Source organism: Secundilactobacillus similis DSM 23365 = JCM 2765 (genome assembly GCF_001311075.1).
Classification (GTDB): Bacteria; Bacillota; Bacilli; order Lactobacillales; family Lactobacillaceae; genus Secundilactobacillus; species Secundilactobacillus similis.
Genome location: NZ_BBAD01000024.1, coordinates 1 through 23,577 on the forward strand (window position 1 = coordinate 1; position 23,577 = coordinate 23,577).

Below are 23,577 nucleotides of genomic sequence, written 5' to 3' on the forward strand. Positions count from 1 at the left end.
CCCGAGAGCGCCGGTTTTCGTGCGGCTTTGGCGAGCGAAGCGACGACAAACAGCCTTCACCCAAAATCCACCCAACACTTACGCTGGACACAAACGACAGCAAAACACAAAAAAAGAGACTGAACGTTTCAGCCTCTTTTTGCAGTACATATTAAAGAATATACCGTGACAGATCCTTGTTCTTAACAATGTTGCCGATCTTGTCGTTCACATAGTTTTCGGTAATGGTGATGTCGCCCATTTGCATGTCAGGCCCTTCAAACAATAGGTCTTCCAGCAATTTTTCAAGGACGGTGTGCAACCGACGAGCACCGATGTTTTGGTTTTCGTGGTTGAGTTGGTAGGCCAATTCAGCAATGCGGTTGATGGCTTCGATGGTGAAGGTGACCTTCACGTTATCGGTGCCAATCAAAGCGATATATTGCTTGATCAAGGCGTTGTTAGGTTCCGTTAGGATCTTAACGAAATCTTCTTGGCTGAGTTCATCCAGTTCGACCCGGATTGGGAACCGGCCTTGAAGTTCGGCAATCAAATCACTTGGCTTACTTTCGGCAAAGGCGCCGGCTGCGATAAACAAGATGTGGTCCGTGTTAATTGGACCGTACTTGGTTTGAACCTGGGTGCCTTCAACGATTGGTAAGATATCACGTTGAACCCCTTCACGGGAAACTTCGCCGCTGTTTTGCTTTGATTTAGACGTGATCTTATCAATTTCGTCAATGAAGATAATCCCAGTATCTTGCGCCCGTTGGATGGCATCGTGGTTGATGTCACCATCGTTAACCAATTTCTCGGATTCTTCTTGAATCAAGATCTCACGCGCTTCTGACACAGGCATGTTACGCTTGACCCGCTTCTTAGGCATCATTTGACCGAGCGTATCGCTCAAGTCGATGCCCATTTGGTTCATCATTGGGTTGTTACCCACCGTGGCTTGTTGAGGATCGTCCATTTCGATTTCAACTTCGTGGTTTTCTAATAACCCCTTAGCCAATTGATCAGAAACTGACATCCGTTCATTCTTGATTTCATCCGTGACTTCTTCAGTTGGTTGTTGCGCTGCAGCCGGCATCTTACCCTGTTGCATCTCAGAAAACATGTTCATCAGGTTCGAGAAGTCAGCTTGTTGGTTTTGCTTAGGTTGCTTGCCTGGTACCAACAACTTCACTAACCGGTTGTTGGCCCGTTTAGCGGCTTCAGCCCGCACCGTTTCAAACTGCGCGTCTTTTTCCATCTTGATGGAAACGTCAACTAGGCTCCGAACCATTGATTCAACGTCGCCGCCAACGTACCCAACTTCGGTAAACTTCGTGGCTTCAACTTTAACAAATGGTGCCTTAACGATCTTAGCTAACCGCCGAGCAAGTTCAGTTTTCCCAACCCCGGTCGGTCCGATCATCAGCATGTTCTTAGGCGTAATTTCGTCTTGCATATCCTGTGATAACTGCATCCGTCGGTAACGGTTCCGTAAGGCGATCGAGATCGACTTCTTGGCAGCCCCTTGACCGATAACGTACTGGTCAAGCAAACTCACAATTTCGCGTGGTGTTTTTGTAATTGGGTCCAATCAGATCCCTACTTTCTGTGTGTTTAGATTTTTTAGTGGTTGTCTAAGGTCGTTAAAAGGCCTCAGAAATGATGTTGTGGTTGGTAAAGATATCAATACTGCCGGCAATGTCGATGGCATTTTCAGCAATTTCTTTGGCCGTCATGTCTGGTGCGTGGTGGTGCATCGCCGTGGCTGCCGCTAGGGCAAAGTTACCACCAGAACCGATGGCTAAGATATCGTCATCGGGTGCGATGACTTCACCGGAACCAGAGACCAGCAACATGTCTTTTTCGTTCATTACGATCAATAACGCTTCAAGTTTCTGGAGGTTTTGATCTGAACGCCAGTCCTGAGCTAATTCAACCGCGGCGCGTTCCAGGTTGCCACTAAATTCACTCAAGCGCGTTTCGAATTTTTCTTCTAGGTTAAAGGCATCTGCCACACTACCGGCGAACCCAACGACAACTTGGTCGTTATAGATTCGACGAACTTTGTGGGCAGTGCCCTTCATAATGACCTTTTCACCCATAGTGACTTGGCCATCGCCCGCCATGGCGTTTTGGCCGTTGTGCCGGACCGCGACGATGGTGGTTGCTTCAAATTTAACTGGCATGGTATAACCCCCTACTTTCTGATAGTCATTTAATCGTGTGTGGCGCGTGGAAAAAAGCGCCGGTAATCTCGTTGAAGCTGGGACTTGGTAACGTGGGTGTAAATCTGGGTGGTTGATAAACTACTGTGGCCCAGTAATTCCTGAACGGTTCGTAGGTCAGCCCCGTGATTTAACAAGTGGGTCGCAAACGTGTGTCGCAACATGTGCGGATGAATGTCACCTGTGAGGTGGCTTCGATCGATCACTTGATTGAGCACATATTCCACGCCGGTTGGGGTGATGGGATCACCATAGTGGTTCACAAACACCGTATTATGCGTCTTTTGGTATTTGGCCATTAGCGGCGCTCGACCGTCAATCAAATACCGCTGGAGCGCATCCTTGGCATAGTGGCCAAAGGGAACGTAACGCTCCTTATTGCCCTTACCATGTACCAGCATCAGTTGACCGCTGTAATCCACATCTTCCAGCTGAAGCCCACAGCACTCACTAACCCGCATCCCGGTCGCATAGAGCACCTCTAAAATTGCCGAATCACGTAACGCTAACTGTGGGTCAGCGTTGGCAGCGGCGGCGTCAAACAACGCCGTCATTTCCTTTTCATAAAAGAAACGTGGCAACGGACTGGGCCGCTTCTTTAACGTGACGTACGCAAAGGGATTTTGAGTGACGTTACCTTCTCGCATCTGAAACTCATAGAAGGTGCGTAAACTCGAAATCTTGCGCGCAATCGTGGTTCGTGCTTTATGCGTGTCATAGAGGTGGCTTAAGTAAACCTGAACGTCAAGTTTCGTCACGGCCAGCAGGTCGGTTTGATCGCCAGTTTCAGTTAAAAACTGTTGAAACTGTTTCAAATCTTCTCGATATGCCGTCACCGTTTCGGGTGAATACTGACGTTCACTTTCCAGATAAGTCATGAATAACGCAACTGAATCTGGCATCTACCTCGCCTCCATGAAAGTAATTTAACAGAGTTTAAGACCAACTTCAATCCCTAAAGGTCAAAATTGGTCAAACTTAAACTCTTCTTTAATTATTTTTGAACGGGTTCGTCGTAGTCCCCGTTTGGACAAACGACTTGAACACCACCCTTGATTTTCTTTTCAACCAAGTAGTGCCCATCCTTTGGACAATCACGGCCGACTGGCTTATCCCATGAGACAAAGTCACAGTCTGGGTAGCGTGAGCAACCGTAGAAAATCCGGTTCTTTTTGGATTTGCGTTCAATCACTTGTCCCTGCTTACACTTCGGACATACGACGCCAATTTCTTTAACGATTGGTTTCGTGTTCCGGCAATCTGGGAACCGCGAACAAGCGTAGAACTTGCCGTAACGGCCCATCTTGATCACCATCGGTGCCCCACAGATATCACAGTCAAAGCCTGCAGGTTCATCACGAATCTGAATCTTTTCGATCGTGTCTTGGGCGTGGGTCACTTCTTTAGAGAATGGTTGGTAGAAGTCATCGATGACTTTGACCCAATCTTGCTGACCTTCTTCGATACCATCTAATTCCTTTTCCAAACCCGCCGTAAAACCAACGTTCACGATGTCTGGGAAGTAATCTTGAATGATTTGGTTAACGATATCACCCAGTTCAGTCGGTTCAAATCGCCGACCGACTAACTTAACGTAGTAGCGCCGTTGAATCGTATCAAGAGTTGGCGCATAGGTTGATGGCCGGCCCACACCGTTTTCTTCCAGTGCTTTGATCAAGTTGGCTTCACTGTAACGTGCCGGTGGCTGCGTAAAGTGTTGGGCCGGATCAGTTTTGTTGAGTTTCAACTGGTCGCCTTCTTGGATGTCAGGTAACAGGTTATCCTTTTCCTTACCATCCTTGTAGAGCTTCAAGAACCCGTCAAACTTCAACTTGGAACCGTTAGCTTTGAACGTGACGCCGTTTTGTTCGATGGTGACCGCCATGGTATCCATTACGGCGGATGTCATCTGACTAGCCATAAAGCGGTTCCAAACCAACTGATAGAGCTTAAACTGATCATTGGTCAGATATTCCTTTAAATCAGCTGGTGTCCGGTAAACGGAGGTTGGCCGAATAGCTTCATGGGCATCTTGCGCGCCTTCTGGCAACTTACCCTTGATAGGCTTTGTTGCGGCGTATTCTTCACCGTATTTTTCGTGAATAAATTGGGAAGCTTCGTGCTTGGCAATCGTTGAGATCCGGGTCGAGTCGGTCCGCATATAGGTAATGAGCCCTTGGCTACCTTCCTTACCGATGTTGATCCCTTCGTATAACTGTTGGGCAGCCATCATGGTTTTCCGAGTCCGGAAATTCAACTTCCGGTTAGCCTCTTGTTGCATGGCACTCGTTGTAAATGGTGGTTGTGGTGAGCGCCGACGTTCTTTCTTAGTGACCTTCGTCACGTCAAAATCGCCATCACGATCAAGTTCACCAAGAATCTTTTGAACTTCATCATTGTTAGGCAGGGCGTGTTTCTTACCGTTTAAGCCGTAGAAACTAGCCGCAAACTTCGAGCGTTGGTGTTTAAATTCAGAGTCGATCGTCCAGTATTCTTCTGGCACGAAACTTTTAATTTCGTTTTCACGGTCAATGATCAACTTCAAGGCGATTGATTGCACCCGCCCGGCACTCAAACCTTTTTTAACCTTTTTCCACAACAATGGTGAGATTGAGTAACCTACTAATCGATCCAAAATCCGCCGGGCTTGTTGGGCGTCCACGAGATCCATATCAATGCTGCGGGGTTGCTTGAAGGCATCCTTAACCGCATCCTTAGTGATTTCGTTAAAGACGACCCGGTTCTTATCCGTTGGGTCAAGGTTTAATAAGTGTGACAAATGCCAAGCGATTGATTCACCTTCACGGTCCGGATCGGCTGCGAGGTACACTTTCTTGGCTTTTTTGGCCTCAGAACGCAGGTCTTTGATCACATCACCCTTCCCACGGATGGAAATGTAGTGTGGTTCATAATTATTTTCAAAATCAATGCCCATCTTACTCTTTGGTAAGTCACGGACATGGCCCAGGCTCGCCATGACTTTGTAGGTGCGTCCTAGGTACTTTTCAATGGTTTTTGCTTTAGCTGGTGATTCCACGATCACCAGTTTTTTTGTGGTTTGCGTTTTTTAGTCGCTTTCTTCGTTGATGTTGCCATCCAATTACTCCTTTAAACCGCTTATTCATGTAGACGTGAAACGGAACAATGAAATCTTTCACATCATATTTCATAAAAATTGGATTGTCAACAAAAAAACGAACAAAAAACTACTATATAATATCTCGTTCCGGTGTCGTTTTTAAATTGGCTTACCCGTTTTCACCGCTAATTCTGGTAATTCTTCAAGCACATGAATCGCCGTTAACACGGGCTTTGCGCCGGCCAGAATTAATTCGTTGCAGCCGACAGAGAGTGGGTCATCTACCCGGCCTGGTAACGCTAAAACATTTCGGTTATTTTGCAGAGCCAAATTGGCGGTGATCAGACTGCCGCTTCTCGATTTGGCCTGAACAACCAGTAACGCTTGCACTAACCCAGCGATGATTCGATTCCGTTCAACGAAGTGGTGCGGTTTGCCTACAGCGCCTAGTCCGTACTCGCTAATGACCAGCTCATGTTCAGCCATGTAGGTCTGTAGCCGCCGATTCTCACCGGGGTAAACCTGATCTAGCCCAGTGCCAATGACGCCAATTGAACGGCCACCAGATTTTAACGTGACTCGGTGCCCTAATGAATCAACGCCCCGCGCTAAACCCGAGACCACAATGACCTGTTCACTGATCAGCGGTGGAATCAGTTGTTCTAGTGCCCGTTGTGCGTACCCATTACCATCACGCGCCCTAATCACGCTAATAACCGATCCGCCCGTAATAGTGAAATATCGCCCTGATAAAACAGCACAATTGGCGGGAGGTACCCCTCTCGCAATTGTGCTGGATAAGCCTGATCTAAAATGGTGATAAATGACAGCTGAGCAACGTGTTGCTGCACCCGTTCACTCAACTGTTGACTCACAAAGTGCGCACAAAACCGCACCCGGTGCCGGTCCGTCAGTTCTGCAATGGTGGCGAGCTGATTGGGCAAGAGGTGTTTGGCCCGATTGGGGTGCGCTTGAAGCCAGTTATAAATGCGATTTTCGCCACGGATGCCAATCCCATCCGCTAATCGAAGTCGTAGTAAGAGTCGTCGTAAATTCACGTTGATCACGCCTTTTCGTTAGGATTTTTCCCTAACTACGCGATCAACTTACAAATAGCTCGTGACTGGTGAAAATGTTTTTCGGTGAATGGCGGATGGGCCTTGGTCAGCTAAACCAGCCAAGTGTGCTTTCGTGCCGTAGCCGGCGTTGTGCGCAAAGTCATAGCCGGGATATAACCGGTCATAACTTTGCATCAGATGATCCCGAAAAATCTTAGCAACGATGCTGGCGGCACCGATACTGACACTCTTCGCATCACCGTGAATTAGCTTTAACTGAGGAATGTCAGAATCGATCTGCATGGCATCGATCAGTAATTGATCGGGCTTAATCGTTAATTGATTGACGGCCGAAAGCATCGCAACCCGAGTTGCTTGATAGATGTTGAGCTGGTCGATTTGGCGATTATCGGCAACGCCAATACCGACACTTACCGCCTGACTTAAAATCTGCGGATAAAGCTGTTCGCGTTGGTGGTCTGTCAACTGCTTGGAATCGTTGACCTCGTATACGTCAAAGTCAGCAGGCAAGACAATTGCACAGCTGACTACTGGACCAGCTAACGGTCCACGACCCACTTCATCAATACCAGCAATCCACTGCGCGCCACGTTGCCGTGCTTCGTTTTCATAAAAAAAGCGCTCTTGAAACGCGCGCTTTTCATTAGCAATTTGAGCAAGGTGGTGCTGGGTCTTTTGAATCAACGCCTGAACCCCTTTTCGAGGATCAGCCGCAAATTGGTCGAACAGCGGGTCGTTTTCATCCGTCACTTGTTGAAATTGGGCCTTTAACGTTTGAATCGACACCGCTTTAGTCATCTTCGACCGCTCCCATCCGGTTTAAGGTGTACCGGCCCAGTTTGCCCTTTCGGATATCTTGGATCAACCGGTCACTCGCCCGGTCGTAGTCGTCCTTCATCCCGAATTGTTTGGTCAGCTTCAACAACAAATCAACATCGCTAAGTTCTTGATCAGCCTCGCTTAGCTTATACCGATCGACTAACGTGTCCGGGTAGTAAGTCCGGAAGAAATGCAGCGCGTATAATCCCACATCATCACTAGCAAACCGCTGTTCTTTGATAGCGCCAGTCAAAGCCAACTCTTGACCAGTTTGCTCATCGTCAAATTTAGGCCATAAAATACCGGGGGTGTCTAGTAACGATAACTTTGATGATGACCGTAGCCATTGCTGCCCCTTAGTCACCCCTGGCGTATCACCAACTTGAGCGACTCGTTTGTTGACTAACCGGTTAAGCAGGGTCGATTTACCAACGTTTGGGATACCTACTGTGATAGCCCGAATTGGCCGTTCTTTGAGTCCTTTTTGCGCTTCATCACTTAACTTTTGTGCCAGTAGTGATTGCGCGATTTTGGTGACCGTCTTAGTGGTGATGTTAGCTTTAGAATCCACCGCAATTGCGGGTAAGCCCTTGGCTTTAAACGCCTTGATCCAGTTTTGAGTTTGCTCTGGATCTGCTAAATCACTTTTGGTGAGGATCATCAAATGGGGTTTGTCCTTGATGAGCCGTTCGATTTCGGGATTGCGGGATGCACTTGGAATCCGTGCGTCAACCAGTTCGAACACGATATCGACTAAGTGTAAGTTTTCTTCTAATTGCCGGATGGCCTTGGCCATATGGCCGGGGAACCATTGAATTGTTGCCATTGTTTGTAACTCCTTTGTTGTGCCGAGCGTTGTTATCCTCGGTGTTTTTGGTCGTAACCTTATTCATAACATTAACAGAAATTTATTTGAAACATGTTTGCCTACGGTGTGAGTGGCTGTTTATAGCATTATAAATTTATGACATACTTAACTTTGTCCACACAGATAACGTTGCCTTCGTGTAAGAATCAACCAATCAACGCTTAAAACTGCCATGGCGCCTGATTAACTTGTCTATTCTACCATTTTTTGACTACTTCAGATAGCGGTGACTGTTCGCAACAAATAAATGCCCTTCAACGATTTAGGTTGAGGGACATTTGGAATAGATCACTTTGATAGTAGTCTTTTTTGGTGTGACAAAATAGAAATCCTATTTTTCAGGATCGCGTTCTATCCATTTTTCTTCGTTAAATAGATGACATACGTTATAAAACACTCTGTTTTAATGGACGTAAACTGTTTCTGTGCCGAAATGAAATATTAACATTACTCTTTGTTATTTGTTCGTACAAATTCCTGCAAAAATGATGCCGTGCGATTGCCAGGAAACTTGGCACTTAATAATCCATAGGATACTGTAATTTCTGTTTTAAGAGGTACAGTTACGAGATTTGGATGAATACTACTCCAAGGAGTCAATGAAATCATCGCAACGTTTTCTTCAACGGCCTGGTTAAAAGTATTAATGTCGTAACGGCCAGTGGTATCGATTGTCGTGATGCTTGGAGTCGTGGTCAGCAACTCATCCCGTAATAAATCATTCTTCTCACTAATTCCTCTTGGCACCATCAATATCGTTTGATTCACCAAGTCTGAAAAATTAATCTCCTCAAGTTGAGCTAGAGGGTGATCACTGCGTACAGCGATACCGAAGTGATAGACGCCAAGTTTAATCGCGCTGAAAGATTGTTTCAAAGTGGTATTGTCAAATGTACCCACCATTAAATCGCTACTGTGGCCCAGCATAGCATACTCGCGATTGTCGGAATTCAAGTCTTCCGCTAATTGAACCAAACGAATCTGAAACTTCGGCATCTTTGAAGCGAGATTTTTCCACAACGACATAAACGGATCGGCGGGATGCAACAGAGAAGTTCCCAACCGAATAATTTGTTTATCCTCAAATCGCGCACGCCGCGTTTCCTCGATTGCTGTGTTCAACATGTTCAGTAATTGTATGACATAAGGCTTAAATGTTTCCCCTTGTGGCGTCAATTTAACACCATTGGGAGTACGAATGAAAAGTTTAAGGTTCAGTTCGCTTTCCAATCGATTCATTTGCTTCATAATAGCCGTACCAGAAACAAAACTTTGTTCACCAGCCTTGGTAAAGCTTCCAAATTGAGTAACCCGTAGAAAGGTCTGTAATTGATCGAAATCCAATTTATCACCTCTATGGTTTTAGTATAAACCTTTGGTTGATACCTATACAACTAAATGGCGGTTCCGGGTGACTAAATTTAGGCATATAGTAAAACTCGTAAACAAGAGCTTACATTTTTAAGACAAACAACAATAAGAAACGGAGATTATCAACATGACAGTAAATAACAAAGTCGTAATCATTACCGGTGCTTCTTCAGGCATCGGCGAAGCTAGTGCTAAGCTTTTAGCGAGTCACGGTGCAAAAGTAGTGCTAGGTGCTCGTCGTAAGGAACGCTTAGCAACTATCGCTGCTGATATTCAGCAACGAGGAGGTCAAGTCGCTTATCGCGAAACTGACGTCACCAAAGCAACTGATTTGGTTGAATTAGTCAAATTAGCTATGCAACAATTCGGAGGCGTCGACGTCATTTTTAATAACGCCGGCATTATGCCAACGTCCCCCATTAGCGCACTTAAGACTGATGAGTGGAACGCGATGATCGATGTCAATCTCAAAGGCGTACTTAATGGCATCGCGTCAGTCATGCCAATCTTCGCTCAGCAAAAACACGGACAAATTATCACCACTTCCTCTGTGGCTGGAATCAAGAGCTTTGTGGGGTCAGGGGTATATGGTGCCACCAAGTTTGCCGTTCGTAATCTCATGGAAGTCATTCGGATGGAAAGTGTCAAGGAACATACCAATATCCGGACAACCAGTTTGTATCCAGCGGCAATCAACACCGAGTTACTACACACAATCACCGATGACAGATCCCGACAAGGAATGAATACATTGTATAGCGCAGTCGGTATTAGTCCTGATGCCGTTGCACGCGTCGTAGATTTTGCCATTGCACAACCCGACGACGTCAATGTCAATGAGTTCACCATCTACCCGACCGCTCAAGCATAATTTACTGCTACTTAGAAAGGAAACTACGATGAAAAAAGTAATCTTATTAGGTGCGACTAGTAATATCTCCCGTTATCTAATCCCTCTACTCCTACAATCCCGTGACATTGAACTACGACTATTTGCACGGCAGGCAACTCGACGTTTAGTGGCGTACGCCCAAAACCCGCAGGTAACCTTAATTGATGGTAATTGGAATAATGAACATGACTTGTTATCAGCAATCGCTGGAACAGATATTGTTTATTTGGCAACAGGGCACTTTGCGGAGGCGAATCAACGCATCGTTCGTGTAATGACTCAAGCACATGTCCATCGAATCATTATCGCTGGAGGTCTCGGAATCTATGATGAGGTAGCAGGAAAATTCGGCGCTTGGAACGCTCGCATGATGGGCGATTATACAGAAATTAAACGTGCAGCTAGTGTGTTCGATCAAAGTGAGCTTGATTATACTTTTCTACGGATGGCTTGGTTGTATAACAATGACGAACATCTGGATTACAAGATTATTCCCAAGGGTGAAGCTTTCGTCGATACCCAAGTGACTCGACAAGCAGTGGCACGCTTAATTCGCGAGATTATCTTAAAGCCTACACTTTACAAAAAAACAAGCATCGGTGTTGCCGAGCCTAATACGGCTTGGGGCAAACCTTCATTTTATTAGGAGGCTATTTAATGCAGATCAAAGTATCCCTTGAACAAGGTCATTTGCCTTTACTGTTTACGAGCCAAGCAACAGTTCGCCATGGTAATCAACCTATCATTTCATTTCCTATCACCGTGCTCGACATTCCTAGGGAAACACAAGTTCTTGCGCTCAGTCTCATTGATTATGACGCGGTACCTCGTACGGGTTTTCCATTCATTCATTGGCTGGCAACCAATATACCGACAACAAACGAAATCCCCATGGACTTTAGTCGTCTGTTTAATGGCCCCCAGGGACAAAATTCGTGGATGTCGCGTTTCTATCGCCTGAAAGAGCCGTACTTTGCGTCACACTATGCTGGTCCAAATCCACCAGATCAAATGCATCGCTACACCTTGTCAGTTTATGCTTTAGGCGATTCGTTAAACCTAAAGAATGGCTTCTACTACAATCAGTTCTTGGACCAGTTGGGCACCAAAATAATTAGCACGAGTCAGTTCATAATTCCTGCCATCAATTAATGAACCTACGAAAAACCGCTACATTGCATATCAACGTCTAAACAGGAGGTAATATAAATGTCCAAAATCAAAATAATTGTCAACGAGAGCATCCTCAGTGCAGAAGTCGAGAATAATGCAACCACACGGGCGTTACTCGACTTAATGCCGATGAAGCTGCCAATGCTCAATTTATACACGCGTGAATTAACATATCGGTTCAAACAAGCTTTACCTGCAAATGAAGCTCACACAAGTGGATATCGTGTCGGGGATATCGCTTACTGGCCTCCCCGCCATAGCTTTGTTATCTTTTACAAGCAAACCGGTGAAATTATCAGTCCCTTACAACCAATCGGGCATATTAACACAGGGAATCTCGCGCAATTTCGTTCATCTGGTGATGTTACTATCTCCTTTCAACGAATTGAGGAACGTCCATGAAAAATATCTTAATTTTAGGAGCTAATGGACGAGTCGCGAGAATCGTACGCGATAAAATGCAAACAAAGAATGATGTTCATTTGACGTTGTTTCTCCGCAATGCGAGTCGCATCAAAGTGATAAATAATGAACGTGAACAAGTGATTGAAGGTGATGTCAATGACTCTGAGCGACTTGATTCGGTGATGAAAGGTCAAGACGTCGTTTATGCTAATCTTGTCGGCGATATGGAGCGCATGGCAACAAACATTGTTTCTGCTATGTCAAAGCATCATGTCCATCAGTTGATTTGGGTCACCGGTTCTGGTTTATATCACGAAACTCCGGAGCCATTTGGTTCATGGGTCGAGAAAACCGTTGGACATGAGACCAAAGAAAATACCCGACGAGCAGCTAAAGTCATTGAAGGTTCTAGTTTGAATTACACGATTATTCGCGCTGCTTACATGACTGATGATAAAGAAATAAACTACGAACTTACCCATAAAGGCGAGCTGTTCAAAGGCACTATGGTGTCGCGCGCAAGTATTGCCAATTTGGTGGTAACCATACTGGACATGCCGCAATCGTATTCTCGTATGAGCCTGGGAATCGCAAAACCAGGAACAGAACACTCAATGCCACCTGCTCCGTGACAACACAAACAGCAGATTACCTGCGTGTCGATATGATTCCAAACTCCGAAAAATCAAATTTAATCGTATAGGGCTGTGGTACTAAAGCAGCCTTTTTTTGAAATGCTGGGTAACACAATCCAACGTCATCATGCAATTCAACTTTCGAAGACTGAACATGTGTATGCGCATCAGTGTTGCTAATTGGCATAGTAAGAAATATTCCTTATCCGAAACCCTACTATTCTAAAATCTCAGGTGGGCAGATTAGAGGGCACACAACGATTCAAATTACAAAGCATTGATCATCAACATACAGAATTTATATTTTGAGTAACACCTGTTCGAAGATTCTATCCTGACTTCAAGACATCAAAAAAAACCTGTTTCCAAGGACTTACGGCTAAATTCGATGCTTGTATGTGGATCAATTTTGTAAAACTTGTCTCGTGTTACATTTTTGAGGACATTGTTTTCCCCGTCTCGTTAGTTCAATATTGCATTGTGACTATCGTGTGACGTCGTCAGCGACCATTATTTGGCACCAAGAATGGCAGTATTAGAAACAACATCGTTATCTTTGATCCAAGTTGCGCCAATCCCAATCACGTTATAACTAGCATTTAATAAAATATCGCGGTGACCATTAGTATGTTCTTCATCATCGTAGATATAAGCCAAAACGGCCGCCTTACCAGCGCTGTAAGAGTCATCGACAACGGTGTTCAATTTGATAGTCGTGTCAATATTTTCACTGGAACTAAGGCCGTGACTGATTGTATTAACAGATTCCATACCCAAAACTTCAGCACGAGCGTAGGAAATACCACTATCTTTGGCATATTCCATAAAAATATAATGACCATTAGCATCAGTATGGCCACCGTTAATGATCGTTTCAGGATCACGTTTAGTCGCAATTGAGTCTAAACCAGCATCTTCGCTCAATGCGTCAAGTCCCCGAGAAGCGCGTTCTTGATTGACAGTATCAATAAAGCCTTGACGATATTTGGCAATACTCATTGAAAATTTTCCTTTTGCCAACCGCTCGTAGTCACTTTTACCCCAGTTACCGGTAGCGTTAACTGGAACCTTGGGTGTTGACTTTGAATCAGAGTTAGTAGTCGGCGCCTTATACGAAACCTTCCTCAACCAGCCGCGCCATACCCAACCGGTGTGTCCAGAGTCTGTTTTGAACTTATAGTAAACCGCCTTTTTCCCATTCACCGTGACGTGCGATGCATAATAACCAGTGACATAAGCCCCATAGGCACCAAGTCTGGCACCAGTCTTATGATTGAGCTTGCCGTTGCTGTAAATAACGGCTTTCTTATTAACCACTTTGTAGTCGTTGTCCTTGATATTTTCGTAGTACCGAAATTTCGTTTTTGCGGCAGCGTCGATCGCATTCGTGGTGATGATTGTACCGGCAATACCAGCGGATGCAACGATGATAGCGCTCACTTTAGTTAATTTTGACATGCTAAATCCCCCTGTGAGTTACGCCGATGTTTTTTATTTAAAATCGATAAACCTGTGCCCCTACTTAAAAATTGCTTATTCATTTATAAACATCCCCCTTTAATCATTACCCATCATTATATCAATTATTACGGTCAATCTCGCTACCTGATTGTGAAATTGTTCCGTCAAAGTAACCGTTCCTTTTAGAACAGAACAAAAAAAGCCCGATATACGGACTTTTAATTAAGGACTAGCAGCTACTGATTTGAAAAGAAAGTGTCTGATCAAAGCCTTCAACGCTCTCCAAACAGCACAGTTCATCCGTCAATCAAGCATTTCCTGCTAGCGTATAGAAAAGGTTTCGCTTACTGCCAACCGAATAACTGAGCGCAGCATTAGTATCCGCAACCTGTGCCCCGTTAAAGTGAACCATTAACCGATAGCGGTAATTTCTCTTATTGCTGATTTTCTTATCAGGTAGTTTTAACATATTATGCTTGGCATATACGTATGTTGTCTGACCTTTAGCCACTGATTTGGTAACTTTGGTCGACGAAGTAGGTTTAGTCGTCGCTTGATCATTCTTAAAGTATTCGACATAACCATCACTGGTAAACCGAATGGTGGCGTTTTGATCCTGACGACCCTGATCGGTAACGTTGGTTTTGGGTTGCCACATCACTGGTAATTGATCCATTGCGACCGATTTAACGGCTTTCAGATTATGGTTAACCCGCACCTTCAAATATGTTGCGGTTGTTGCGTGTCTAATTTGGTAACGCAACGTGCTCAATTCAATGGTCGCATATTTCTGACCATTCTTCTTAGAAAAGTAGGTCACATAAACTCGGGTGTTAGCCGGAATGGTTACCCGACCCACTGTTGTCTTTTTTGTGACGAGTTGATAGTGACTCGTTGTAGTGGCCTTAGTTGCGGCGTTAGCGGTCCCCATTAAACCAGCAAGTCCTAGCGCTAACGTCAATCCAGTCACCGTGATTCTTTTTAAGTTCATTGCAATCCCCCCTTTACTAAGTAAGCGTACCCCTTCGAACAAAATTATCAACTATTTTCAATAAAAAAGGGCCTCGATACGTAGATCCGTTTCTGGATCTGCCTATTGAAGTCCCTTTTTGCACGTGTTTGATTAGTCACTCAGATACGCTGTACTTAATCCTGCGCCTGATAAAGCACCCAAGCGTCATCAAAAATGGTCATCGATGGCAAATATGGGGCGTTTTCCTCCAGGTATTTGGATAACTCATCAAAGTGCGTTTCTTGCTTTGGAAACCCTTGGTCGTAAAAAGCGTTGTTCGCAAATTCCGCCACGGGTTCATAATCTTCTGGGTTACGTTGGGTCATTAAAAATTGGTAAAAGCTTTGTCGCATATCAACACTCCTTTACGGTTAAGACTTGGTCTTAGGCACGAGCACTTTAAACTCAAAGTGGCCGTCACCCGACATATCGATTTGTTGGGCGCGATACTGAACGCCGTTGGTCCGGAAGCGGTGCAGATCCATCGTAATGGTTTTTTGCTTCACATCTAGGTCCACCCACTTCGGCAGATTGTACTGAGCCTTAATATAACTCATAACGGCCTTAACGGGAATACTTAATTCACCAACGGCTAATTTTTTCGCTTTAAGTTGAACGTTGCCGTTCGCTAAAACCTTTGGCGTTAATGATAACCCAAAATTGACTGGTAAGCCTAGTAATTTGGTTTGGCCGGTCAAAACCGCATCATCGTTAACTTCAATTGGTAAGTGACTTTTTGCTTACTCTCGGTCTGGTATTGATCCAAATAGTAGGCCGCCATCGCGTTTAACTGTTTCTTATTCAGGGTGACGTTAAAGCTGGCCGCTGACGTTGGCGTGCTGGTGGCTGGTTTAACTTGCTCCGAACCGGCCCGCAGCATTTGGGTGCCAAGGTAGCCAAACCCAATGATCAAAATTGCTGCCAGTGTAATAAACGCCCACTTCCACGGATTAACGCCTCGTTTTTTTGGCGTTTGTTGTCTTGTTGGTGTTGTCAAAATACCCCTCCATTACTCATTAATTGCGCGTTGACCAGTTCACGTGCTGGCCAATCGCTTGTTTCAACTGTTTCGCCATGATCGTATAACCTCGCTTATTCGGATGGAAATGATCATGGGTTGATAAATAATCGTTCTTTTCATCACTGGTTTGATCCTGCAGTAGTTTTTCGACTTCCGCCGGATCAACGTATTGCTGGTTGGTCTTTTTGGTTTCCTGTTTTAGTTTGGCCTTAGCAGTTTCGGATTGATACTGACCGTAACTCAGTTGCTGATTAATGGTTACAAAGTGTGTCCCACTAACTTGACTGGCCACCTTTTGGTTCACCTGGTTCCACTGATCAACAGCATCTGTAATCATCGATGCGGTTGAAAAGTAAACGTAAACCGGGTTGTAAATGCCGAATAGGTAAACTTGAGCTTTAGGGTTTACTTGGTGAATATCTTGAATCAACTGCGTCAGCTTTTGCTGATACGTCACCTTAGCGGGTGCCAGCTTAGCGGCTAATTGACTGCTTGAGTCAACCAAGATATTCTTTTCCAGTTTTTGTAATAGGTCGTTACCCCCAACCGTCACGGCAATCACATCCGCACGTTTTAGTGCTAACCGCAAGCGGGCTTTATGGGTCACTCGTTTGTCGATCTGATCACTGCGTTCACCGCCGATGCCGAAGTTTTGGGTCCGCACCTTAACTCGGTAATCCGTTTCAAGTTGTTGTTTGAGCATCGGCAAGTACCCCTGATGATCATCCGCATAGCCGATCCCCTGAGTCAGTGAATCACCAACCGCAACTACTCGAACTGACTTAGTTGGGGTCACGTGATGCGTAGTTATCGGCGTTGCTGATTGATTTCGCTGCTGGAACCACCAGAGGCCACCGCCGATAATGATCAGCAGGCCAATCAGGATTCCCACCCATTTTAATCCTCGTCGCATGTTGTCACTCCTTTAGCTACTAGTTTAACATTTAGATAAGTAAAAACTCCAGATGGTTAGGGTACATTCCATCCGGAGTTGTCACTGAGTTTGTTCGTTCACACTGATTAAGGCCTAATCGTCAAAGTAGTACATTAACGCAAAGGCCCTGGGCCACCATGCGACGCAATGATTGGCACCGTTTCGCGAACTACGATATCAATATCTGGGAACAGGGGTTTCAAGTGTTCAAGTAACTTGTTGACCATCTCAGTCGCCTTGACGTGAGAGATCCCGATCGCTTGATCTTAGGCGTTTTCGCCATTTGTTCGTAGACTTTGTCGAAATACCGATCGATCGTCTTAACACCCCGACCCTTCGTCCGGATATTAAGTTCGCCGTTACCAACCTGCAACACGATCTTGATGTTCAGCAGTGATGAGATAGCCCCTGTCATTCGGTTGATCCGGCCACCCTTAACTAAGTTGTCAAGGGTCATCACACCCATGTAAAGCCGGGTGTTGTCTTGAACTTTCTTGGTCATCGCAACGATTTCGTCGACGGATGCGCCAGCCGCTGCTAACTTCGCCGCTTCGATACACTGAAAGGCCAGTGCCCGGTCAGTTGTTTGGCTATCAACCACCGTAACATCCGATTTTGAAATCGTTGCCGCTTGTTCAGCGGTATGAACGGTGCCACTAATCGCTTCCAGCATGTTCAAGCACACGATTGGACTGCCATCAGCGCCAAGGTCATCAAAGACCTTGATGAAGTCACCCAATGGTGGTTGACTCGTTTTAGGAAAAGTTTTGGCACTTTCCATTTTATCAATGAACTCTTCGTTGGTGATGGTTCGTCGTTCAACGTAAACGACATCATCGATCATGACCGTTAATGGGACGATCGTAATGTGATACTTTTCGACTTCTTCGTCGGTTAAGCCGGCGGAAGAATCCGTTACAATTTTGACAGTTGCCATGATTGGTTATAACCACGCTTTCTTACCCAATGTTGTCAATTTCATGCTACAATTAGTCAGTAGCATGAAAACGATTCGCTAATAGTATAGCAGATTTAGCGGTGACTTTCATTCACATTCGACCGGATAATCGTTCCAAATCATCATCTTAACGGCTTAATGGCTGTTTTACCGGACAATTGTCACGAATAATCTAACAATTTCACGGCATCTGTTGGTTAATGACGCAATCAACCCCAACTGGTGCCACTGAATGGAGGCTTTTTCTTGAGTCAATCATCACCACAACATACCGCACAACCATCCAGGCGTTACCAAATTGTTAACGAGGTGTTAAACGCCGTTACCCACGGCATCGGTGTTGGCCTAAGTATCGCTGGGCTAGTCTTGCTCATCATTCGCGGCGTTCAACTTGGCGGGGCCATGCGCATCACTGCTTATTCGCTGTATGGTGCGCTACTGGTCATCTTTTACTTGGCATCGACCCTCTTTCACAGTCTGGTGTTCACCAGAGCCAGCCACCTCTTCCAGATTTTCGATCATTGTGCGATTTACTTACTGATTGCGGGGACCTACACGCCATACTGCCTAGTCGTCATTAAGGGCGCCTTGGGTTGGACCATCTTCGGTGTTATCTGGGCGATGGCCATCTTGGGGGTCATTTATAAGTCCCTTTGGCTTGGTAAATACCAAAAGTTGTCGACCATTATTTACGTGGTCATGGGCTGGTTTTGCGTGCTAGGCTTCAAACCCCTGTATAACGGTCTCGGTATTCACGGCTTTATCTTACTGGTGTTGGGAGGCGTTGCGTTCACATTAGGCGCGGTGATCTACTCCTTTAAGGGCATTAAGTTTGGGCACGTGATTTGGCATTTATTTGTGCTGTTAGGGACCATTTTGATGTATTTTTCAGTCTTGCTATACGCATAACTTTAATTCACTAAGACAATAGGCATCTAAGCATCTGACGAGAGTCCTTAGATGCCTATTTTTAATGCGATTTAATCAAAACGAATGCAAACGCATCACTTTCGCTCCCACCGCTCAAACGTTAATTCATATGGATTACGGTCATCGGCCGCTCTCACTTGTGAATCGACCAGTTCAAACTGCGTGTAATCGATCGTTGGCATCACAGTGTCAACTTTAAACGTATGTGCCACGCGAGTTCGAATCAACGTTTTGACGTAGGGCAGTAAACTCGCAAATACCTGCGCCCCGCCACTGATCATTAACGTTTCATCCGGATGCTCACGTTCGTACGCCAAGACCTCATCAACGTGATGAAGTACTACCACGCCATCCGGATACGGCGTCTCACAGTCGTTGGTGAGGACCACGTGTTTTCGGTTAGGTAACGGCTTCTTGTAACTTGCAAACGTTCGGCTACCGGATACAAGGGTGTGGCCCGTCGTCGTTTTCTTAAAGAACGCTAAATCAGCTGGTAGGTGCCAAGGCAAGGTCCCTTGATACCCAATACCGTGTTGCTGATCTTCTGCCCATACAAAAATCATCCGCGGCCTCCTAAACTGCGACCGGCGCCTTAATGGCCGGTGCTGGGTGGTAGTTGGTAACGCTAATATCGGTCATATCATAGTCGAAGATGCTGGTCTTTTCTGGATTCAGTACCAGTTGAGGGGCCTCAACTGGCGTCCGTTTAAGTTGGGTGGTGATTTGGTCAATGTGATTGCTGTAAATATGGGCATCACCCAGAGTGTGAACGAAATCACCAGGTTCTAAGCCAACTTCTTTGGCAATCAAGCACGTTAACAGCGCATAACTCGCAATGTTAAACGGCACCCCTAGGAAAATATCAGCTGAACGTTGATAAAGCTGACAGCTTAGCTTGCCATCCGCTACATAGAATTGGAACATCGTGTGACATGGTGGCAACGCCATACTGGGCACATCTTCCGGATTCCAAGCCGAGACGATCATCCGCCGAGAATCAGGGTGCGTCTTCAGCAGGTCGATCACGTTGCTCAGTTGGTCGATCGTATCGCCCTGACTCGTCTTCCAAGCACGCCATTGAGCGCCGTAAACGTTACCTAACGTGCCGTATTTAGCAGCAAATTGGTCGTCGTTGACGATTCGGTCACAAAATTGATTCATTTCTTGCTTGTAGGCCTGGTTAAAATCGGCATCTACCAGTGACCGGCGCCCAAAATCGGTCATGTCAGGTCCGTGGTAATCGGCTGAAGTCACGTAATTCTTAAACGCCCATTCATCCCAAATGTGATTGTGATGTTTCAGGAGATACTGAATATTGGTATCACCATGTAAGAACCACAACAGTTCGCTCTTGATCAGACCAAATGGTACCTTCTTGGTCGTTAACAGTGGAAAGCCCTCGCTTAAATCAAACCGCATCTGGTAACCAAAGGTACTAATTGTCCCGGTTCCCGTGCGGTCGGTCTTGCGGTGGCCGTTTTCTAACACATAACGCGCCAAGTTTAAGTAAGCATCTTCTAACATGGTAACAACCTCTCTCTTCTCTTAAAATTTCGACTTAGTCTTCGGCATACTGGCTCAAATAGTCCCAACGCGCCATCTTCTCATCAAGCGCCTGATCAGTTGCTTCAACGTCAGCCTGTAATGTCGCTAGTTTACCATAATTGTCACCGTTATCGGCCATCTGTGCCTCGAGGTCACTCTTCTTGGTTTCTAGCGCATCGATTTCGTCTTCGATGGTTTCCCACTCTTTTTGTTCCGTATACGTGAGCTTCGTTTTCTCTTTTTTAGCCGGCGCCGCTGGTTCAGCTTCCTGCTTTGGTTTAGCCTTTGCTGCACTATTAGTCTCTTTAACCGCCGTTTGGTGATCAGCCAAGTAATCGGTAAACATCCCACTGTACCGGTCAATCTGCGCGTTACCGTTGAAGATCAGTAATTTATCAGCGACTTTATTCAAGAAATACCGGTCATGAGAAACCGTGATGACGGTCCCGTTAAACCGGCTAACGTAATCTTCCAGCACCGTTAAGGTTGAAATATCCAAATCGTTGGTTGGTTCATCTAAGAACAACACGTTTGGCTGTTCCATCAACAGCTTCAGCAAGTACAGCCGCCGTTTTTCACCACCAGATAATTTACGAATCAGCGTCCCGTGCATAAACCGTGGGAACAGGAACTGCTCCAATAGTTCAGAAACAGAAATGGCGTTACCATCCTTGTCGCGAACGTTATGTCCAACTTCACTCAGGTAATTAATGATCCGCTTATCATCCGGAATTGGTTCCGTTCGTTGCGTGTAGTAAGCTAGTTTAACCGTTTCACCGATGGTTAACGTCCCAGAGCCTAACGGTAACTTATCCGCCATCACGTTTAACAGTGAGGACTTTCCGGCACCATTTTCACCGGTAATACCGATGCGATCACCAGCCTGAACCAGCAAGTTAAAGTCCCGGAGGATCGCGTGATCGTCCAGTGTCAAGTTAGCGTCCTTAAGTTCAATAACCTGTTTACCTAACCGCGTTTGACCTAAGTCGATGGCAACATCTTGTTCAACCTGTCGAGTGCCCAAATTATCCTTTAAGTCGTTAAACCGGTTAATTCGAGCCTGTTGCTTGGTTGACCGGGCGTGAGCACCCGCTCGCATCCAGTCTAATTCTTGTTTGTAGAGTTGCTGTTGTTTATGCTCTTGAGCAGCCTCTAATTCAACCCGTTGGGCTTTTTGCGCCACGAAATCTTGGTAGTTGCCATCGTAATTGAATAACCGGCCAAAGGATAGTTCCCAGATGTGGTTTGCAACTTGATCCAAGAAGTACCGGTCATGGGTAACGACAAGTAAGGCGCCCTTGTAGTTTGCTAGGTAGTTTTGCAACCAATCAATAGAATCAAAGTCCAAATGGTTGGTAGGTTCGTCTAACAGCAATAAGTCTGGGGCTTGAATCAACACTTGCGCCAAGCCGACCCGCTTACGTTGACCACCAGACAAAGTCCCCATCGTTTGGTTCAAATCGGTAATGTGTAGTTGCGTCAAAATCGTTTTAACGTCACTTTCAGCGTTCCATGCATCCGCTTCGTTCATTTGGGCTTCGGCGGCCATGTACTGTTGCTGCTTCTTTTCGTTTTCGGGATCATCACTGTAGGCGGCCAAAGTGGCTTCGTAGTAACGGATGATCTTAAATACTTTTTGAGAACCCGCAAACACCGCGTCCATCACCGTTTGTTGGTCATCAAATTCGGGTTCTTGCTTCAAGTATGCAATACTGTAGTCATTTGGCGTAATCACGTCACCGGTATACTGGCTTAGTCCCGCCAAGGTATTGAGTAACGACGTTTTGCCGCTCCCGTTCGTCCCAATCAGGCCGATTCGGTCATTTTCGTTGATAATAAAGCTGATTTGGTCAAACAGTGTCTTTTCACCATATGTCCGCGTCAAATTTTCTGCTCGTAAGGTTTGCATCATGTCACGCTTTCTATGTTTAATTTAAATACGCTAAGGCTGCCGCCACGAGGGTTACTGATTCATTAGCGACTTGTCCCGTGACAACCTGTCGTTCAAGGTACTGTAAACTCTTCCCTAAATCAGGACCCGGTTTGATGCCGGCCTGCATCAGATCTTGGCCGGTAACTTGAAGGGCTTTTTTAGTTTTAATTGGCAATTGGTCGTACTGCTGTTGCAAGGCGCTTGTTTCGTAGTGCGCTGGTTCAAAGACCTGAGCAACTTCATTGGCGATACCAATCAACGCTGATCCGGTTTGGTAGAGCAACCAATCATCAACCTGATCGGCCAGAATTGCTTGCACCGCGGTTAAGGCCGTCTGTGAGTCCGTAATCAACTGATTGGCACTCTTCCAGCTCTTCAATAACTTGCCAAGTTGGCTGGTTGATAACTGAAAGGCCGTCGCAATCGCGGTCCACACGGCTGTTTCGTTGCTGAGTCCCGTTTTGAGGTGCTCAGCGAGTGTCACTAACGCCGCTTTTTGGTCAGCAAAGCCTGGACAGTACTGGTATAAACCCGTGTCTAAAAACACGTTTAGTCCCTTAGCCGGCCACTGGCCTTGAAGCAATTTCACAAATTCAACGTGGATTCGTTCCACCGCAATTTTGGTCAAAAGTTGCCCGTGGTGAGCGATTCCCGCAACGGTTTGGTCATCGATTTTAAAGTTAAGCTGACTGGCAAACCGCACTGCGCGCATCATCCGCAAGGCGTCTTCATTAAACCGGTCTTCCGGATTGCCCACTGCGCGAATCTGGTGTTGTTCCAAATCGCGCAACCCATCAAAATAATCGATCACGGTGCCGTCCGTCTTCAACGCTAACGCATTGATCGTAAAATCACGCCGCTTTAGATCCTCCTTTAACGACCGCACGAATTGAACCGCGTCCGGTCGCCGATAATCTTGGTACCCTGATTCCGTTCGAAACGTTGTCGTCTCGTAACCGGTACCGTGGTCCAAAATCATAACCGTGCCGTGTTCAATGCCCGTATCAACGGTCCGCTTAAATAGCCCCTTCACTTCTTCGGGGTACGCACTGGTTGCAATATCGACATCATGAATGGGTAGGCCCAATAAGGTATCACGCACGGATCCGCCAACGTAATAGGCTTCAAACCCAGCCGCCTCAATGGTATCAATAATTGGTCGTGCTGTTAAAAACTCTTCAGGTAAAGTTTCAATTCTCATCGTTAAATTCGCCCTTTCAAATTCCTTACTAGTTTAACATAGCCATCACGTTGAGAGAAG

General features: G+C 45.8%; 22 protein-coding genes and 3 pseudogenes. 6 read left to right on the top strand and 19 right to left on the bottom strand.

Annotated elements, in window-relative coordinates:
* Positions 1-151 precede the first annotated feature (151 nt).
* From hslU to JCM2765_RS07230, 9 genes and pseudogenes are all read right to left on the bottom strand, one after another.
* Positions 152-1,567, bottom strand: coding sequence for an ATP-dependent protease ATPase subunit HslU (gene hslU / locus JCM2765_RS07195; RefSeq protein WP_054735531.1), 1,416 nt, complete (start codon positions 1,565-1,567; stop codon positions 152-154).
* Between the two features lie 52 nt (positions 1,568-1,619).
* Positions 1,620-2,162, bottom strand: a complete 543-nt coding sequence (hslV, locus tag JCM2765_RS07200; protein ID WP_054735534.1) for an ATP-dependent protease subunit HslV — start codon at positions 2,160-2,162, stop codon at positions 1,620-1,622.
* A 29-nt stretch (positions 2,163-2,191) separates the two neighbouring features.
* Positions 2,192-3,103: a tyrosine recombinase XerC gene (gene xerC / locus JCM2765_RS07205; RefSeq protein WP_054735536.1), complete on the bottom strand. Its 912-nt coding sequence runs from the start codon at positions 3,101-3,103 to the stop codon at positions 2,192-2,194.
* Between the two features lie 92 nt (positions 3,104-3,195).
* A pseudogene (topA, locus tag JCM2765_RS07210) lies at positions 3,196-5,297 on the bottom strand (type I DNA topoisomerase).
* 142 nt (positions 5,298-5,439) lie between these two features.
* Positions 5,440-5,988 carry a DNA-processing protein DprA gene (locus tag JCM2765_RS19035; protein ID WP_369404049.1) on the bottom strand — a complete coding sequence of 183 codons (549 nt, stop codon included), beginning with the start codon at positions 5,986-5,988 and terminating at the stop codon, positions 5,440-5,442.
* Positions 5,985-6,338, bottom strand: a complete 354-nt coding sequence (locus tag JCM2765_RS19040) for a DNA-processing protein DprA (protein WP_369404050.1) — start codon at positions 6,336-6,338, stop codon at positions 5,985-5,987. Before JCM2765_RS19040 ends, JCM2765_RS19035 begins: the two co-directional genes overlap by 4 nt.
* 48 nt (positions 6,339-6,386) lie before the next feature.
* A complete protein-coding gene (gene rnhB / locus JCM2765_RS07220; protein WP_054735538.1) occupies positions 6,387-7,157 on the bottom strand; it encodes a ribonuclease HII in 771 nt (256 codons plus the stop codon).
* Positions 7,150-8,004 (bottom strand): ribosome biogenesis GTPase YlqF, encoded by an 855-nt coding sequence (gene ylqF, locus JCM2765_RS07225; protein ID WP_054735541.1) that lies wholly within the window; start codon positions 8,002-8,004, stop codon positions 7,150-7,152. Before ylqF ends, rnhB begins: the two co-directional genes overlap by 8 nt.
* Positions 8,005-8,493: 489 nt before the next feature.
* The gene (locus JCM2765_RS07230; protein WP_054735544.1) at positions 8,494-9,390 is read right to left on the bottom strand and encodes a LysR family transcriptional regulator; all 897 of its coding nucleotides are present in this window, start codon (positions 9,388-9,390) and stop codon (positions 8,494-8,496) included.
* 154 nt (positions 9,391-9,544) lie between these two features.
* On the opposite strand from JCM2765_RS07230, the gene JCM2765_RS07235 reads away from it, so the two are divergent.
* From JCM2765_RS07235 to JCM2765_RS07255, 5 genes are read left to right on the top strand one after another with little or no spacing between them, the layout of a single operon-like run.
* Entirely contained in the window at positions 9,545-10,288 is a 744-nt protein-coding gene (locus JCM2765_RS07235) for an SDR family oxidoreductase (protein WP_054735547.1), read from the top strand.
* Positions 10,289-10,316: 28 nt separating this feature from the next.
* The gene (locus JCM2765_RS07240; RefSeq protein ID WP_054735553.1) at positions 10,317-10,955 is read left to right on the top strand and encodes an NAD(P)H-binding protein; all 639 of its coding nucleotides are present in this window, start codon (positions 10,317-10,319) and stop codon (positions 10,953-10,955) included.
* Positions 10,956-10,966: 11 nt separating this feature from the next.
* A complete protein-coding gene (locus JCM2765_RS07245; protein WP_054735555.1) occupies positions 10,967-11,461 on the top strand; it encodes a YbhB/YbcL family Raf kinase inhibitor-like protein in 495 nt (164 codons plus the stop codon).
* A 57-nt stretch (positions 11,462-11,518) separates the two neighbouring features.
* Positions 11,519-11,884, top strand: a complete 366-nt coding sequence (locus tag JCM2765_RS07250; protein WP_054735558.1) for a cyclophilin-like fold protein — start codon at positions 11,519-11,521, stop codon at positions 11,882-11,884.
* A complete protein-coding gene (locus tag JCM2765_RS07255; RefSeq protein WP_054735562.1) occupies positions 11,881-12,519 on the top strand; it encodes an NAD(P)H-binding protein in 639 nt (212 codons plus the stop codon). The genes JCM2765_RS07250 and JCM2765_RS07255 overlap by 4 nt, the downstream gene beginning before the upstream one ends.
* Positions 12,520-13,032: 513 nt before the next feature.
* Here the strand turns inward: JCM2765_RS07255 and JCM2765_RS07260 are convergent.
* The 6 genes and pseudogenes from JCM2765_RS07260 to JCM2765_RS07290 form a co-directional block, all read right to left on the bottom strand.
* The gene (locus tag JCM2765_RS07260; RefSeq protein WP_054735564.1) at positions 13,033-13,980 is read right to left on the bottom strand and encodes a CAP domain-containing protein; all 948 of its coding nucleotides are present in this window, start codon (positions 13,978-13,980) and stop codon (positions 13,033-13,035) included.
* Positions 13,981-14,290: 310 nt separating this feature from the next.
* Positions 14,291-14,974, bottom strand: a complete 684-nt coding sequence (locus tag JCM2765_RS07265; protein WP_054735567.1) for a hypothetical protein — start codon at positions 14,972-14,974, stop codon at positions 14,291-14,293.
* A 155-nt stretch (positions 14,975-15,129) separates the two neighbouring features.
* Positions 15,130-15,348 (bottom strand): YozE family protein, encoded by a 219-nt coding sequence (locus tag JCM2765_RS07270; protein ID WP_054735571.1) that lies wholly within the window; start codon positions 15,346-15,348, stop codon positions 15,130-15,132.
* An 18-nt stretch (positions 15,349-15,366) separates the two neighbouring features.
* A pseudogene (locus JCM2765_RS19045) lies at positions 15,367-15,992 on the bottom strand (YpmS family protein).
* A gap of 19 nt (positions 15,993-16,011) precedes the next feature.
* A complete protein-coding gene (locus JCM2765_RS07285; protein WP_057152221.1) occupies positions 16,012-16,929 on the bottom strand; it encodes a GDSL-type esterase/lipase family protein in 918 nt (305 codons plus the stop codon).
* 114 nt (positions 16,930-17,043) lie between these two features.
* Positions 17,044-17,887, bottom strand: a pseudogene (locus tag JCM2765_RS07290) (DegV family protein).
* A gap of 267 nt (positions 17,888-18,154) precedes the next feature.
* Here JCM2765_RS07290 and trhA point away from each other — a divergent pair.
* Positions 18,155-18,817 carry a PAQR family membrane homeostasis protein TrhA gene (gene trhA, locus JCM2765_RS07295; protein WP_054735584.1) on the top strand — a complete coding sequence of 221 codons (663 nt, stop codon included), beginning with the start codon at positions 18,155-18,157 and terminating at the stop codon, positions 18,815-18,817.
* Positions 18,818-18,912: 95 nt separating this feature from the next.
* Here trhA and JCM2765_RS07300 read toward each other — a convergent pair whose 3' ends face one another.
* The 4 genes from JCM2765_RS07300 to JCM2765_RS07315 are packed head-to-tail and all read right to left on the bottom strand — an operon-like array spanning position 18,913 to position 23,517.
* On the bottom strand, positions 18,913-19,401 hold the full coding sequence (locus tag JCM2765_RS07300) for a dihydrofolate reductase (RefSeq protein ID WP_054735586.1): 489 nt from the start codon (positions 19,399-19,401) through the stop codon (positions 18,913-18,915).
* 10 nt (positions 19,402-19,411) lie between these two features.
* Positions 19,412-20,362 carry a thymidylate synthase gene (locus JCM2765_RS07305; RefSeq protein ID WP_054735590.1) on the bottom strand — a complete coding sequence of 317 codons (951 nt, stop codon included), beginning with the start codon at positions 20,360-20,362 and terminating at the stop codon, positions 19,412-19,414.
* Positions 20,363-20,396: 34 nt separating this feature from the next.
* Positions 20,397-22,292: an ABC-F family ATP-binding cassette domain-containing protein gene (locus JCM2765_RS07310; RefSeq protein WP_054735594.1), complete on the bottom strand. Its 1,896-nt coding sequence runs from the start codon at positions 22,290-22,292 to the stop codon at positions 20,397-20,399.
* Positions 22,293-22,311: 19 nt separating this feature from the next.
* Complete coding sequence (locus tag JCM2765_RS07315) at positions 22,312-23,517, bottom strand: CCA tRNA nucleotidyltransferase (RefSeq protein WP_054735597.1); 1,206 nt, start codon at positions 23,515-23,517, stop codon at positions 22,312-22,314.
* Positions 23,518-23,577 lie beyond the last annotated feature (60 nt).